This window comes from Halanaerobium hydrogeniformans, from assembly GCF_000166415.1.
GTDB classification, from domain to species: domain Bacteria; phylum Bacillota; class Halanaerobiia; order Halanaerobiales; family Halanaerobiaceae; genus Halanaerobium; species Halanaerobium hydrogeniformans.
Genome location: NC_014654.1, coordinates 2,382,817 through 2,397,613, shown reverse-complemented (window position 1 = coordinate 2,397,613; position 14,797 = coordinate 2,382,817). Strand labels below are relative to the sequence as shown.

The 14,797-nt window shown below is 32.2% G+C and carries 12 protein-coding genes, 1 pseudogene and 1 riboswitch; of the genes and pseudogenes, 11 read left to right on the top strand and 2 right to left on the bottom strand.

Annotated elements, in window-relative coordinates:
- Position 1: 1 nt before the first annotated feature.
- The 3 genes from HALSA_RS12820 to HALSA_RS11175 all read left to right on the top strand — a co-directional run bounded on the left by HALSA_RS12820 (position 2) and on the right by HALSA_RS11175 (position 2,843).
- On the top strand, positions 2-142 hold the full coding sequence (locus tag HALSA_RS12820; RefSeq protein WP_160143074.1) for a hypothetical protein: 141 nt from the start codon (positions 2-4) through the stop codon (positions 140-142).
- Positions 143-315: 173 nt separating this feature from the next.
- Positions 316-1,386 (top strand): IS30 family transposase, encoded by a 1,071-nt coding sequence (locus tag HALSA_RS11180; protein WP_013404838.1) that lies wholly within the window; start codon positions 316-318, stop codon positions 1,384-1,386.
- A 170-nt stretch (positions 1,387-1,556) separates the two neighbouring features.
- Positions 1,557-2,843 carry an ABC transporter substrate-binding protein gene (locus HALSA_RS11175; protein WP_013406660.1) on the top strand — a complete coding sequence of 429 codons (1,287 nt, stop codon included), beginning with the start codon at positions 1,557-1,559 and terminating at the stop codon, positions 2,841-2,843.
- Between the two features lie 128 nt (positions 2,844-2,971).
- Here the strand turns inward: HALSA_RS11175 and HALSA_RS13380 are convergent.
- A pseudogene (locus HALSA_RS13380) lies at positions 2,972-4,289 on the bottom strand (RNA-guided endonuclease InsQ/TnpB family protein).
- A gap of 40 nt (positions 4,290-4,329) precedes the next feature.
- On the opposite strand from HALSA_RS13380, the gene tnpA reads away from it, so the two are divergent.
- The 7 genes from tnpA (at position 4,330) to HALSA_RS11135 (ending at position 11,394) form a co-directional block, all read left to right on the top strand.
- Positions 4,330-4,590, top strand: coding sequence for an IS200/IS605 family transposase (gene tnpA / locus HALSA_RS13375; protein ID WP_041595834.1), 261 nt, complete (start codon positions 4,330-4,332; stop codon positions 4,588-4,590).
- Positions 4,591-4,738: 148 nt separating this feature from the next.
- On the top strand, positions 4,739-5,734 hold the full coding sequence (locus HALSA_RS11160) for a LacI family DNA-binding transcriptional regulator (RefSeq protein WP_013406659.1): 996 nt from the start codon (positions 4,739-4,741) through the stop codon (positions 5,732-5,734).
- 13 nt (positions 5,735-5,747) lie between these two features.
- Entirely contained in the window at positions 5,748-7,415 is a 1,668-nt protein-coding gene (locus HALSA_RS11155) for a glycoside hydrolase family 13 protein (RefSeq protein WP_013406658.1), read from the top strand.
- 44 nt (positions 7,416-7,459) lie between these two features.
- Positions 7,460-7,582, top strand: a riboswitch (molybdenum cofactor riboswitch).
- A gap of 93 nt (positions 7,583-7,675) precedes the next feature.
- Positions 7,676-8,506 (top strand): ABC transporter substrate-binding protein, encoded by an 831-nt coding sequence (locus HALSA_RS11150; RefSeq protein WP_013406657.1) that lies wholly within the window; start codon positions 7,676-7,678, stop codon positions 8,504-8,506.
- A 58-nt stretch (positions 8,507-8,564) separates the two neighbouring features.
- Positions 8,565-9,269 (top strand): ABC transporter permease, encoded by a 705-nt coding sequence (locus HALSA_RS11145; RefSeq protein ID WP_013406656.1) that lies wholly within the window; start codon positions 8,565-8,567, stop codon positions 9,267-9,269.
- Positions 9,256-9,987, top strand: a complete 732-nt coding sequence (locus HALSA_RS11140) for an ATP-binding cassette domain-containing protein (protein WP_013406655.1) — start codon at positions 9,256-9,258, stop codon at positions 9,985-9,987. Before HALSA_RS11145 ends, HALSA_RS11140 begins: the two co-directional genes overlap by 14 nt.
- 15 nt (positions 9,988-10,002) lie before the next feature.
- A complete protein-coding gene (locus HALSA_RS11135; RefSeq protein WP_013406654.1) occupies positions 10,003-11,394 on the top strand; it encodes an amidohydrolase family protein in 1,392 nt (463 codons plus the stop codon).
- A gap of 6 nt (positions 11,395-11,400) precedes the next feature.
- On the opposite strand, the gene HALSA_RS11130 is transcribed toward HALSA_RS11135, so the two are convergent.
- A complete protein-coding gene (locus tag HALSA_RS11130; RefSeq protein ID WP_013406653.1) occupies positions 11,401-12,042 on the bottom strand; it encodes a redox-sensing transcriptional repressor Rex in 642 nt (213 codons plus the stop codon).
- A 258-nt stretch (positions 12,043-12,300) separates the two neighbouring features.
- Here HALSA_RS11130 and HALSA_RS11125 point away from each other — a divergent pair, with 258 nt between their 5' ends.
- Complete coding sequence (locus HALSA_RS11125) at positions 12,301-14,745, top strand: Lon protease family protein (protein ID WP_013406652.1); 2,445 nt, start codon at positions 12,301-12,303, stop codon at positions 14,743-14,745.
- Positions 14,746-14,797: the final 52 nt, after the last annotated feature.

Sequence of the window (14,797 nt, the reverse complement as noted above, 5' to 3'; positions counted from 1 at the left end):
CGTGAAAAAATTTCTTAAGAAAAAGAAAAATTGCAGGGTCAGGGCAGAGGTTAAGGTGAGCACTAATTCTGACACCGATCTTAGACATGACAGGATTAAAAACAGGGCAATGATTGATTATTATATGCTCAGTGGCTACTAATCAAAAAGAATAATAAAGACTAAAACCAGGGTTTTTAAACCCTGGTTTTCTTTGTCAGAAAAATTTTTGAATTGTATAATTAAATGCACGCGGTGATTAGATAAAAAAATAGACACATACCTGTACCTTTTGTATAATGTTAATAGCGACAAAAACATTAGGAGGTACAGAATATGTGTCAAAGTAATTGTAACACAAAACGAAGCAAAGGAAAACACCTGAATTTTGATGATCGCAAATTAATTAAACATTTATATAATGTCCAAGAAAAAAATTATACTGAAATAGGCGAAGAATTAAACTGCCATAGAACAACAATCAGTCGAGAAATAAAAAAAGGTGAGGTAGAACTTGATAATGGTGATGGAACAACCAGAAAAGAATATGTACCAGAGATAGCACAGAAAGTATATGAATTTAATAATTCGAATAAAGGCCCTGATTTAAAAATCGATAAAAATAAAGAGTTAGCAGAATTTATAGAAGAAAAAATCAAGGAATTAAGATCTCCTGCAGCAGTGGCAAAAGACATTGAAGAATCAGATAAATTTGAAATTCAATTACACTGGAAAACAATCTATAATTACATAGATAAAGGTGTTTTGAATATAGACAGAAGCGATCTCCCACATGGTAATTATAAAACTGGGAAAGACAGACCAAAAGAAAGTGAAAGCACTACGAGGCGTAAGGAAGGTCGTACAATTAGAGATAGGCCTGAAGGAGCTGATACCAGGGAGGAATTTGGGCATTGGGAGATGGACTTAGTAGAAGGGTTAAAACAAAAAGATGAACCTGCCTTACTAGTGCTGACAGAAAGACAAACTAGGCAGGAAATCATAGAAAAAATACCAAACAAAAAAGCAAAGTCAGTGGTAAAAGGACTTGATCGTATAGAAAGACGATTTGGGGTTGTTAATTTTAGGGAAACATTTAAATCGATTACTACAGACAACGGTTCAGAATTTGCAGATTATGAAGGTATAGAACAATCATATACAGGTAGCAGTATACCTAGAACTAGTTTGTATTATTGTGATGCATACTGTAGCTGGCAAAGGGGATCAAATGAAGTAGCTAATAAGTTTATCAGAAGATTTTTACCTAAAGGCACAAGTTTTAAAGGTATTAAGAGAAAACTGATAAAAAAGATTCAGGATTTTATAAATACTTATCCTAGAAAAATGTTTAACTATGAAAACTCAGATAAATTATTTAAAGAGAAATTAAGCTTTAGTGTCTAGAAGTAATGAAGGTACAGGTGATTTTAAGAAAGATTAAAAAAGCGTGCATTGCATGTTGCAATTCACCTTGTCAGAAAAATTTTAATATTTTTTTGACAATATTTTTTTTGCTTGATATACTAGATTTATGGAAGCGGTTCCAAAAATTTAGTAATTCCAGGGGGGGTAAAATGAAAAAGACAATATTTTTAGTTTTTATTTTAATGATTTTTGTTTTTAACCCATTAGTTCTGGCTGAAGAAGAAGTGGAAATCACCATGGCTGTAGGTACAGTTGGTATTGAGCAGGAATTAGCTCAGAGAGCTGCAGAAATTTTTGAAGAAGAAAACCCAGGTGTTAAGGTAAATATTCAAGCTGCACCTGAAACTTCTGATGAAAGAAGATCTGTGTTTTTACAGCATTTAGATAGGGAAAGTCCTGATATTGATGTTTATCAAATTGATGTAATCTGGCCTGGAGAATTCAGTCATTTTTTAGTTGATTTAAATGAATATGGGGCTGATGATATAGCTGATCAACATTTTGATGCAATGATAGAAAATAATACTATAGATGGTAAATTGGTAGCTATACCATGGTTTACAGATGCAGGATTGCTTTATTATAGGACAGATCTTTTAGAAGAATATGGTTTTAGCGCTCCACCTGAAACCTGGGATGAATTAGAAGAAATGGCTGAAGTTATTCAAGCAGGAGAAAGAGAAGATAATCCTGACTTTTGGGGTTATGTCTGGCAGGGATATGATTATGAAGGTTTAACCTGTAATGCTCTAGAATGGATTCATTCTCATGCTGGTGGAAGAATAATTAATGAAGATGGAGAAATTACCGTTAACAATGAACAGGCAATCAAAGCAGTTAGTAGAGCAGCTGACTGGATTGGAGAGATTTCTCCACCAGAAACAACCGGATTGGTAGAAGAAAGCTCAAGAGTTATTTTTGAAGCTGGAAATGCTGCCTTTTTACGCAACTGGCCTTATGTATATGCATTAGCTTCAGAAGAGGAGAAAGCTGTTGCTGGCAAATTTGATCTTGCTCCATTACCTGCCAGTGATGAAGGAGAAAGTTCAGCAGCATTAGGTGGCTGGAATTTAGCTGTCAGCAGATTCAGTGAAAACAAAGAACTAGCAGCTGAATTAGCACTGTTTATGGCAAGTCCTAGAATTCAAAAGATGAGAGCTGTAGAAGGTGCATTTAATCCAACTATAGAAGAACTTTATGAAGATGAAGAGGTCTTAGCAGCAAATCCATTTTTTGAAGATTTGTATGAAGTTTTCGAAAATGCAGTACCACGTCCTTCCAGTCAGACAGGAGAACTATATAATGAAGTTTCTTCATTTATTTCTGAGAATATCTACTTAGCTTTAAACGGTGATATTGGAGCAAGAACTTCGCTTGAGTATTTAGAAATAGATTTAGAAGATCTTTTGGGCTTTGAAACTAGAGCAATTGAGTGAACCTCTCCACCTAAATCAAAACCAAGATTTAGAGGGAGCTTCTAACTGCTTCATATAGATTAAAGTTCAACCTATATTACTAGGTCAGTTTACAAGATGTTTGGCTTTTAAGTTTTGCTCCTAATAGTTTAGGATACCCTTAATCTTGAAGGATTGTCCACAAATCCATTATCTCTCGCCTCTTTGATAGGTCTGAGAATACATTTATCGTTATGGTATTTACGAAGTATATTAAAGCTACCATTCTGATCAGCATTAATTAATAGGCCCTCGTTAGTTTTAAAGAGACCTCTAGTAATTCTTCTGGATTTATCATAGTTACTTTTATTTATTTTTTCCAGATCTACTGAACTACACCCAGAAGTATAGCTTTCATCAATTTCAACAACTTTGATACCTTTTAGTTTAGCTTTGTATTCAATTAATTTTTTTAATCTCTGGATCGGTATTTGGACAAAAGATTTAAGTTTGCTGCATTGTTTAATATTTTTTATATCTCCAATTACAATAGTTTCTACTTGATTTTCAACTGCTAAATTAACTATTTTGCAGCTAGCTTTATGGAGATAATCTCTAATATAATTTCTTCTCTTTAATCTCAGATATTTTATTCGTTTAGTATCTCTAATTTTACTGGTAGCTAACTGCCTCATTCTAATGCTTTGTAGTCTGGCAATTTCTTTATTAAAATAAGAATTTTTGGATTTAATAGTTTTACCATTGATAATATAACAATCAGAATTGTTTTTAAATGTTAAAGTAGCCAAATTATCAAGACCTAGATCAACTGCCATTATGTTAGGGTTATTATTTCCTTTTATTTCCTCGGTCGTATAGATAATTAGTAGATACCATCTTTTAGAAATACGGTCCTGCTTAACCTTTATCTGCTGTAAAGCATCTAAATCTATAATGCTTTGAACTGCTTCAGGCAGCTCAAAATTAAGGAGGCCAAATCGAATACGGTCATACTAAAGCTTTCCTTGCGTATTATAAATTAAAAGCTTTAGTGACCTTCACATTATATTTAGATTGTATCTTTTTAGATAAGGATAAGAGTAATTTGTTATCTCTAATTCTAACAGCTAAATTGGTAAAAATTATTTCACAGGGATTACTGTTCATATGTTTAAAATTAGGTGATCCTGGCTGACCCTTATATTTTTGAGGATTCTTTTTATAATCTTTGAGAGAATTAAAAAAACTTTTCCAGTCCTGAGCTAACTGCTTTAATGCCTGCTGTCTGTTATGGGAGTGAAGGTAGTCATTATGCCAGTTATTTTTATATCTAGTTTCTAATTCAGTATAGACAGCTTTTACATCTTTATTATTTTTAATCTGATAATTGACTGTATTATATAATTTAGAGCAATGCCAGGCTAATTCATTAATTATTACTAATTGCTTATGGCTTAATTTAGGGTTGAATTTAAATGATAATCGCATTGATTTTTCACCTCCATCCTACTATAATTATATCATACATATGTTTGCTTGTAAAAGAAAAAATGGAGGAGAAAAAGATCATGTGCATATCCTCTTTGAAACTCCACCTCAGGTACAATTATCTAAGTTAGTTAATATATTAAAAACAGTATCTTCAAGACTTATCAAAAAGCAATATGAACACCATCTGAAAAAATATTATTGGAAACCTGCTTTTTGGTCTAGAAGCTACTGCATTTTGTCTACTGGTGGTGCTACTATTGAGACAATTAAAAAGTATATTGAAAATCAGAATAAATAGCCAATTCATCTCCACCCAATGCATAGCTTGGATGGAGTTTTCTTGGCAGTTTTAGATAAATTACTTAATAGTTAAAATCAGGATCTCATTACGGGGTCCTGATTTTTAAAGTGATTTTTTATAGAATTTATGAAAGGATAATTCTATTATGGCTAAAGATAAAACAAATATCTATGATGTAGCAAAAAAAGCAGGGGTCGGAATTGCAACAGTCTCAAGAGTTATTAATAATAGTGAGAATGTTAAAGAAGAAACAAGAGAAAAAATTATTAAGGTAATGAACGAAATGGATTATCGACCCAGTAAAGTTGCTCAAAATCTAGCAAAACAACAATCAAATGCTATAGCAGTTATCTTACCCAGTTTTGTCGATCATTTTTTTGTTGAGGTTTTAAAGGGGATCCAGGATACCCTGGAAAAAGAAGAGATTGATCTGATATTATATAAAATAAATGTAGATGAAAACAGGATTTCTAAGATTATGGATATAGTCCACAGCCGTAAGGTTGATGGAATTGCAGCTGTTACAATGAATATTTCAAATAGTAATTATCGGGAACTTCTGCAAAGCGAGATGCCGGTTGTTTTAGCAGATGAAAAATCTAAAAATTTCAATTCTATATATTTTGATAATATAAAAGGAGCAGAAATGGCAGTTGATTATTTAGTTAATTCCGGGCATCAAAAAATTGCTTTTATAAATGGGAATCTTGAGCATTACAATGCTCAGGAAAGACTAAAAGGGGTAGAAAAGGCAATAAAAAAACATCAACTCATAATTGAAGATAAATATATCAAAGCTAGTGATTTTTATACAGAAGATGGCTATAAATCTATGCAGGAATTATTAGAAATGCCGCAATCTGAATGGCCAAGTGCTGTTTCTGCAGCATCTGATAATCAAGCCATAGGTGCTCTGCAGGCAATAGAAGAAAGAGGTTTAAAAGCTCCTGATGATATTGCATTAATAGGATATGATAATATAGAATTGGCCAAATATCTAAAAATAACTACGATCTGGCAGCCGATGTATAAACTTGGTCAGTTAACAATAGAGGTTCTTCTTAAAGAAATCAAAGGAGAACTAAAAGAGCGCTTTGAAAAAGAATTAGCTTTAAGTTTAATCAAAAGAGAAACAGCTTGAGGAGGCAATATATATGCAAAAACAATGGTGGAAAGAAGCGGTAGTATATCAAATTTATCCCCGCAGTTTTAATGACAGTAATGATGATGGAATAGGAGATTTACGAGGAATTATAGAAAAAATAGATTATCTTGATAAATTAGGGGTAGATGCAGTCTGGTTAAACCCGGTTTATAAGTCCCCAAACGATGATAATGGCTATGATATTAGTGATTATCGAGCTATCATGGATGAATTTGGTACAATGGAAGATTTAGAAGAATTAATAGCTCTTTTAAAAGAAAGAAATATAAAAATAATTATGGATTTAGTGATAAATCACACTTCTGATGAGCATCACTGGTATAAAGAATCAGCTAAAAGTAAAGATAATCCCTATCGTGATTATTATATCTGGAAAGATGGAAAAAATGATGGTCCACCAAATAATTGGAAGTCTTTTTTTGGTGGTTCAACCTGGGAATATGACCAAAAAACTGACCAATATTATCTCCATTTATTTTCTAAAAAACAGCCGGATTTAAATTGGGAAAATAAAGAGCTGCGATCAGAACTTTATGATATGATAAATTGGTGGCTGGAAAAAGGAATAGATGGCTTCAGACTTGATGTTATTAACCTTATTTCTAAAAATCAGGATTTTCCAGATGGAAAAGAAAATGGTCTTTGTGGTCATGAACATTTTGCTAATGGACCAAGGGTTCATGAATTTATTCAGGAAATGGCTGAAAAGACATACAATAATTATGATGCAATGACAGTTGGTGAGACTCCTTTTGTAGATAAAGATGAAGCAATAAAATTTGTTAAAGAAGAACGCCAGGAATTCAGTATGGTTATCCCTTTTGAACATGTAGAATTTGACCGCAAAGAGGGCTGGGAAAAAATATCTGACTGGCAGTTAAGTGAATTAAAAGATTTAATGACTGAATGGCAGTATAAACTACAGGAAAATAATGGTTGGACAAGTCTTTATTTCTGCAATCATGACCAGCCAAGAATTGTTTCGCGTTATGGAGATGATGGTAAATACAGAAAAGAATCAGCAAAGATGCTTGGCACATTATTGCATACTCTAAGAGGAACCCCTTTTATTTACCAGGGAGAAGAAATAGGGATGACTAATGTTAGTTTTGAAAACTTAGATGATTTTGATGATATAGAAACCAGAGGTTATTTAAATGATCTAAAGAAAAAAGGCGAGATGACAAACGAAGAGATGCTTAAAATGGCCAATTATAGGAGTAGAGATAATGCGAGAACACCTATGCATTGGAATGACTCTAAATATGCAGGTTTTAGCAATGTAGAACCCTGGCTTCAAATGAATGATAATTATCCAGAGATTAATGTTGCCAGAGATCTAAAGTCCGACGACTCAGTTTTTAAATATTATCAAAAGTTGATTTCACTTCGCAAAGAATATCCTGTTTTTGTTTATGGAAAATATAAAATATTATTAGAAGATGACCAAAATATCTATACCTATATTAGAGAAGGAAAAGAAAACAATCTACTTATAATGCTTAATTTTAGTGAGCAGTTAGCTGAAGTTGATCTAGAAGATGAGCTTGAAATTCAGAATGCTGAACTGCTCATAAATAATTATAATAATGAGCCAGAATTTAGATCAAAATCACAACTTAACCCATATGAAGCAAGGATTTACCTTTTTCAGTAAATAGCTTGACAATATACTAAAATAAATATATTATTATATTTGAAATAATCAAAAAACTCCGAGTATATTTACCTGAGTAATTTAGTTATTATGGGAAATATGCCGATAGGGTCAATTTGGAAACGGATTGGCCTCCCGGAATGGAAAGGAGTATTATTTTTAATGATTTATATTAATTTTACTCTACCTTCAATGCTTCCGGTTGATTTATTTAAAACTGGAAGTTTATTTTTTTGTATTGTTAATAAAGGAGGAGAATGATGAAAAGAATATATTTACCTATATTTTTGATTTTAATATTTACTCTTGCTCTTACAGCATCATCTGTTGCACAAGATAGATTAATTTTTGCAACCACTACCAGCACAGAAAATTCCGGTTTATTAGATGAGTTGATACCACCCTTTGAAGAAACTTTTGGTATTAGAGTAGATGTGATATCAGTTGGTACTGGAGCAGCTATAGAGTTGGGTGCTAATGGTGATGCTGATATTATATTTGTTCATGCTCCTGAAGCTGAAGCAGAATTTATAGAGGGCGGGTATGGTGTTAACCGCCGTGATGTAATGTATAATGATTTTGTAATTCTTGGTCCACCAGCTGACCCTGCAGGTATTTCTGAAATAGAGTTGGCAGTAGATGCTTTTTTAGCAATCTCAAATTCAGAAGCAGAATTTATTTCCCGGGGAGATGATTCAGGTACCAATAAAAAAGAATTATCTATCTGGGAAGAAGCAGGAATAGACATAAATCAAAGCTGGTATATAGAGAGTGGTCAGGGAATGGGAGCAAGTATTAATATGGCAGATGAGAGAGAAGCTTATATACTTGCTGACCGGGGAACTTTTTTAGCCTATAGTGGAGAAATTGACCTGGAGGTTTTAAACAGTGGAGATCCTGTTTTATTTAATTCTTATGGTATAATACCTGTTAATCCTGCTTATCACAGCCATGTAAACTATAAAATGGCAATGGCTTTTGTAGGTTATTTAACCTCTCAAGAAGGTCAGAGCATAATTAATAGTTTTAGCAGTTATGGAGAACAATTATTTTTTGCAGATGCTATTAGTGCAGAAAAGCTAATTGATTAAAATTTTTATTTTGTTTTAAACTTTATTTAGTTCGGTGAAATTGACAGGGGGATAAAACTTGAATTATTATACTGAAGCATTTAGCGAAGCCTTTAATCTTATTATAGCAATGGATCAAGAGTTATTAAATGTTATAGCTACTTCACTTAGACTTTCTACAACTTCAACAATAATTGCTTCAACTATCGCCATTCCTCTGGCAGTAATAATAGCCAGAAAAGATTTCTCTGCCAAGAAATTTTTTAATGTAATTTTAAATACTCTTTTAAGTTTACCAACAGTTGTTATTGGGATATTTGTTTATTCATTGATTTCCAGAAGAGGTGTTTTTGGTGAATATCAATTATTGTTTACCTCTTTTGGAATTATTATGGGCCAGACAATTTTGATTTTACCTTTGATTACCGCTCTTGTAAGAAACACTATTTTTTCTTTAGATGAAAAGCTTTATAAAACTGCCAAATCATTGGGAGCAACAAAAAAGCAGCAGTTTAAATTATTGATTATGGAAGCAAGGTATGGGATTATTGGAGCTGTTATAGCAGGATTTGGTAGAGTATTAGGAGAAATTGGTATTTCTATGATGTTGGGAGGAAATATCAGAGGGGTTACTAGAACAATGACAACAGCAATGGCACTAGAAACCAATAAAGGAAGATTTTCTTTTGCTCTTGCTTTGGGAATAATATTACTTATTCTTTCTTTTACTATTAATTTTTTAGTATATTTTCTCCAGGAAGGAGAACATTATGAACAGAGGTAATAAAATACTTAAGGTAGAAAATATTGATAAAAATATTAACAATAAACAGATTCTTAAGATAAAAAAATACTCTGTGATAAAGGGGAAATTTAATTTTATTATAGGTGCTAACGGTTCTGGCAAAACAAGTCTACTTAATATTTTAAGTATGATAGATAATGATTATCAGGGAAAAATATATTATAAAGGAAAAATAATTAGCCAAAAGGAAATTAATTGTGAGCTGAGGAGAAAATTTTCTGTTATCTGGCAGGAACCCTATCTATATAGGGGTAATGTATATCATAATATTGCTCTACCACTTAAATTAAGAGGTTTTAATAAAAATATTATAAATAAAAAGGTAAAAGATATCAGTCATAAAATAGAGATAAAAAATTTGCTTAAGCAATCAGTTTACACACTTTCAGGTGGAGAAAGACAAAAAGTTTCCATTGCTAGAGCATTAATTACTGAGCCGGAAATCTTATTTGTTGATGAAGCAACCACTAATTTGGATGAAGAGAGTATCAATTTTTTTAACTCTCATTTTGCTGATCTTGTAACTGATGAAATGACTGTGGTAATGGTCAGCCATGACAGAAGACAGATAAAAGAGCTGGCTGATAGAATAGCTTATCTCAAAAAAGGCAGGATTCTGTCTTCTAGACCAGTAGAAGATTTTGATTTTAATCAATTAGGAGAAGGTATTTGCCGCTCTATAGAAGAAATAGTTTAATGAGAGGTGGAAAATATGAATAAATTACTGCTTAAAAACGGTAAATTGGTAGATGATAAAGGTATTTACAAAAATGACCTCCTTATTGAAGGAGAAAAAATTGTAGCTAGCAAAAAAAGAGGATCTTTTTCCTCGCTGGAAAAAGATAGTAAGCTTGAGTTTATAGATTTGCAAGGTAAATATTTATTCCCCGGTATTATTGATGCGCATACCCATTATTCTTTATATTCTAGAGGAACTGTGAGTGCTGATGATTTTTATAAGGGAAGTATTGCTGCAGCTGCAGGTGGAGTAACAACTATAATTGATTATATCGATTTTCCTGAAGATGGAGATTTTAAAAGGGCTTTTAAGGAGCGTTCTAAGCAAGCAGAAGATTCTATCATAGATTACAGCTTTCATCAGGTAATAGAAGATTTTGATCAGAATATCTCTAAAAAATTAGAAGATTTAAAAGAAATTGCTTTAGCAAGTATTAAAATATTTACTACATATAAAAAGGCCGGTTATATGCTTGATAAAGAGCTTTATGCTGATCTGTTTAAAAGGCTTAAAGAGTTAAAGATTCTGCCAACAGTACATGCAGAAGATGATGCTTTAATTCAGGAATTAGAGGCGGTTTATAAAAAACGAAATCTGACTGAACCGGCGGTTCATCCTGCAGTAAGAGCTTCTTTAGCAGAAAAATTAGCTGTAATTGAACTTGGCGATGCTGCTTTAAAGACAAATATTCCTATTTACATAGTTCATCTATCTTCAGCGGATGGAAATCAGGCTGTAAAGTATCTGCGAGAAAAAGGTGTGGATATTTACACAGAAACTGCCCCCCATTATTTAATGCTTGATAATTCTTTATTAAAAGGCGAAGATTCTCAGTTATACTTTATGACTCCACCACTTCGCAGCAGTTATGATAATCAAAAATTATGGGAAGCTGTAAGCAGAAATGAAATTCAAATTTTTGCTACTGATCATTGTGCTTTTACTAAAGAACAAAAATTTCAGTCAGCAAGTGCTTTTGATATTCTGCCAGGGATTCCAGGTACAGAAACCCTTTTAGCTCTTATGTATAGCTATGGGGTTGGTAGAAATTATATTTCTCTAGAGAAAATGATTGAAATGCTGAGTGTGAATCCTGCCAAAATTTTTGGCTTATATCCTCAAAAAGGATCATTACAGGTAGGTAGTGATGCTGATTTAACTATTTTTGACCCAGATTTAGAAAAAAAATTGACTGCAGATAACTTACATTCTGCAGCTAAATATAGTCCTTATAGCAATTTTCAGGTTAAAGGTTATCCAGTTATAACTATTAGAAGAGGTGAAATCATCTTTTCTAAAAAAAGTAGGGCTGAAAAAGGTAGTGGACGCTTTATCCCAGCTCAGACATCTTCTCTTTTCTCTTAAATGTTTTTATTCTTCAATATTTTGATTAATTTTGCATGATAATTTACAGAGCCCCTCATTTATATGTTGTTCTTCTAACAAAACATCTTCTGGAACTTTAAGGGGTACCTCGGTGAAATCCCAGATGCCTTTAATTCCAGCCTCTATAAGCAGATTGGTAATTTTTTGAGCTGCTCCCTGAGGAACAGTTAATGCTGCAATATCAATTTCCTCTTTTTTCACAAACTTTAACATTTGTTCGATATTTAGTATTTCAAATTCATTTATATAAAGACCGATTAATTTAGGATTTTTATCAAAAACTGCTTTTAATTCATAGCCTCTTTCTTGATATCCCTTGTTATATATTAATGCCTGGCCCAGATGTCCGGCCCCTACAATGATTAACTTCTTTGTATAATTAAAACCCATAATAATATTTAATTCCTGAAAAAGACAATAAATATCATAGCCATAACTCTTACGACCAAAATTACCAAAATAGCTGAGATCTTTTCGAATTAAAGAACTACTAAAGCCAGTGAGTTCTGCTAATTCATAGGAAGATATGTATTCTTTGGTACTTTTTTTAAGTTTTTTAAGATGCTTAAAGTATACTGGAAGTCTTTTTACAATAATATCTGGAATGGTTTCTGAGTTTTTTTCCATAGTAAAAACCCCTTTTTATTAACTTTGTTAAAAAAATAACTTATTGTTTCTATTTTATCTTATTTCATTAGTCTTTTCAAATATATTTACACAATTTTCTTTTAAATTACTATATTTCTATTTAATATTATCTCGATTTTTGAAATCATTAATAATTTAAGAATTTTAAAAAAGGCAGGATTAAAAATTTTTTTCAAGAATTAAGTATATATAAGATAAACAAGAAAACCAATATTTTATGTGTTGAGGAGGATTAAAATGGATAAATATAAAATTCCGATTTCTAAATTAGACTATAGCTATAAAGAAAGCGAACTTAATTTTGCAAGTACTGAAGAATTGTCACCGATTGATGAAAAAATTGTGGGCCAGAATCGGGCTGCTAAATCTTTAGGTTTTGGGATGAGAGTTGAAAAAAAAGGTTATAATATCTTTATGGCCGGTGAATCTGGAACTGGGAAATCAACCTATGCTGAAAATATTGCTGAAGAAAGATCGGCTGAAATGGAAAAGCCACCGGATATATTATATGTATATAATTTTTCTGAATCAGAAAAGCCAAGAGTAATGAAAGTTGAAGCTGGCACAGGTAGTGAACTTAAAATTGATATGGAAAAAATTGTAGAAGAACTAAAAGAAGAAATACCTAGAGCTTTTGAGGGAGAAGAATATGATAAAGAAAGAAAAGAAATAATTAATGAATACCAACCTAAATCGAACAAGATTATGAAAGAATTTGAAGAATCTGCTAAAGAAAAAGGATTTATGCTGCAGAATACTTCACAGGGATTAGTGCCTGTGCCAGTAGATGAAAATGGTGAACCTCTCAGTCGAGAAGATTTTCAAGAAATGGATGAAGATAAAAGAGAAAAAATAAGAGAAATTAGTCAAGAAATCCAGAATGAAATTTCTCAGGTTATGCGAGAAATTAGATCTATAAAAGAAAAGGCTCAGGAGGAACTATCTGCCCTTGAGAAGAAGATTGGATTATCAGTTGTTCAACCTATAATTTGTCATCTTGAAGAAAAATATAATGAATCAGAAGTTATATTAGAATATTTACAGGAAGTACAGGAAGATATTGTAGATCATATAGATCGTTTTAGAAATGATGATGAAGAAAGTAAAAAAAGAAGTTTTATGCCTATTCAAAGAGATGAAGATGGGGACTTTTTTAATCGTTATAAAATAAATGTTTTTGTAAATAACAGTAAAACTGAGGGAGCACCTGTAATATACGAAAAAAATCCAACTTACTATAATTTATTTGGTAAAATTGAAGGCCGAAGTCAGTTTGGAACCATTACCACGAACTTTACCATGATAAAGAGTGGTTCATTGCACAGGGCAAATGGTGGATTTTTAATTTTACATGCTAAAGATCTTTTGAGAAATCCTTTTTGCTGGGATACATTAAAGCGAGCTTTAATAAATCAGGAAATAACAGTTGAAAATATTGGTGAACAATATAGAAGTGTACCAATTATCACTTTAAAACCAGAAGCGGTTGAATTAGATCTTAAAATAATTATGATTGGTACACCATATATATATTACCTTCTTTATAATTTTGATGAAGAATTTTCTGAATTATTCAAAATCAAGGCAGATTTTGATACTGTAATGGAAAGAAACAAAGAAAATATTGATAGGTTTGCAGATTTTATTTCTTCAGTTATTAATCGCTATGAGATTAGAGAATTTACTGCCGGAGCTGTTGCAGCAATGATCGATTTTAGTTCGCGCTTAACAGGAGATCGCGAAAAACTATCCACGAAGTTTAATGAAATAATTGAAATATTATTTGAAGCTGATGTCTGGGCTGATCAGGCTGGAGAAGCAAGAGTAAAAGCCAGGTCTGTTAGAAAAGCTATTGAAGAAAAAGAAATTAGAGCAAATCTCTTAGAGGAGAAGGTACAGGAACAAATTGATAGGGATCATCTTTTACTTGATGTAAGTGGAAAAGAAGTTGGACAGATAAATGGCCTGTCGGTTCATCAGGCAGGCAATTATACATTTGGTCGTCCAGCAAGAATTACCGCCCGAACTTATCTTGGTAAAGAGGGAGTAATCAATATTGAACGAGAAGCAAAAATGAGCGGAAGAATACACAGTAAAGGAGTAATGATCTTAACTGGCTATTTAGGTGGTAAATATGCTCAAGACTATCCTTTGAGTCTAACAGCTTCAGTTGCTTTTGAACAAAGTTATGGTGGAGTTGATGGTGACAGTGCAACCTGTGCAGAAGTTGTAGCACTGCTTTCTTCACTATCAGAAATTCCAGTTAGGCAGGATATTGCAATCACTGGGTCTATGAATCAAAAGGGTGTTGTACAGCCAATTGGTGGTGTTAATGAAAAAATAGAAGGTTTCTTTAAAGTATGTGAATCTAAAGGTTTAACAGGGAAACAGGGTGTAATTATTCCCAGGCGAAATCTTGATAACCTAATGTTAGATGATGATATTATCGAAGCAGTTAGAAATGATATATTTCAGATATATATTGTAGAAGATATTGATGAAATTTTAGAAATAATGTTAGGCGAAAAAGCAGAAACAGTTCATTCTGCTGTTCAGGATAAACTGCAGAGATATGCTGAACTTGAAGCTGATAATTATTCAGCAGATTCTGAAACAGAAAACGAGGAAAATGAAAAGGAAAATGGAAAAGAAGATAATGATGATGAAGAAGAAATTGAATAGAAAATATTCTTTAATAAGTTTAGAAATAAAAAGGGCAGTTTTACTGTGATTT

Bases quoted from the DNA above. Each gene is read 5' to 3' on its own strand.
- HALSA_RS11130 (WP_013406653.1), bottom strand. From the start codon at position 12,042: ATGGAAAAAAACTCAGAAACCATTCCAGATATTATTGTAAAAAGACTT.
- HALSA_RS11125 (WP_013406652.1), top strand. From the start codon at position 12,301: ATGGATAAATATAAAATTCCGATTTCTAAATTAGACTATAGCTATAAA.
- HALSA_RS11140 (WP_013406655.1), top strand. From the start codon at position 9,256: ATGAACAGAGGTAATAAAATACTTAAGGTAGAAAATATTGATAAAAAT.
- HALSA_RS11135 (WP_013406654.1), top strand. From the start codon at position 10,003: ATGAATAAATTACTGCTTAAAAACGGTAAATTGGTAGATGATAAAGGT.
- HALSA_RS11150 (WP_013406657.1), top strand. From the start codon at position 7,676: ATGAAAAGAATATATTTACCTATATTTTTGATTTTAATATTTACTCTT.
- tnpA (WP_041595834.1), top strand. From the start codon at position 4,330: ATGTTTGCTTGTAAAAGAAAAAATGGAGGAGAAAAAGATCATGTGCAT.
- HALSA_RS11155 (WP_013406658.1), top strand. From the start codon at position 5,748: ATGCAAAAACAATGGTGGAAAGAAGCGGTAGTATATCAAATTTATCCC.
- HALSA_RS11180 (WP_013404838.1), top strand. From the start codon at position 316: ATGTGTCAAAGTAATTGTAACACAAAACGAAGCAAAGGAAAACACCTG.
- HALSA_RS11160 (WP_013406659.1), top strand. From the start codon at position 4,739: ATGGCTAAAGATAAAACAAATATCTATGATGTAGCAAAAAAAGCAGGG.
- HALSA_RS11175 (WP_013406660.1), top strand. From the start codon at position 1,557: ATGAAAAAGACAATATTTTTAGTTTTTATTTTAATGATTTTTGTTTTT.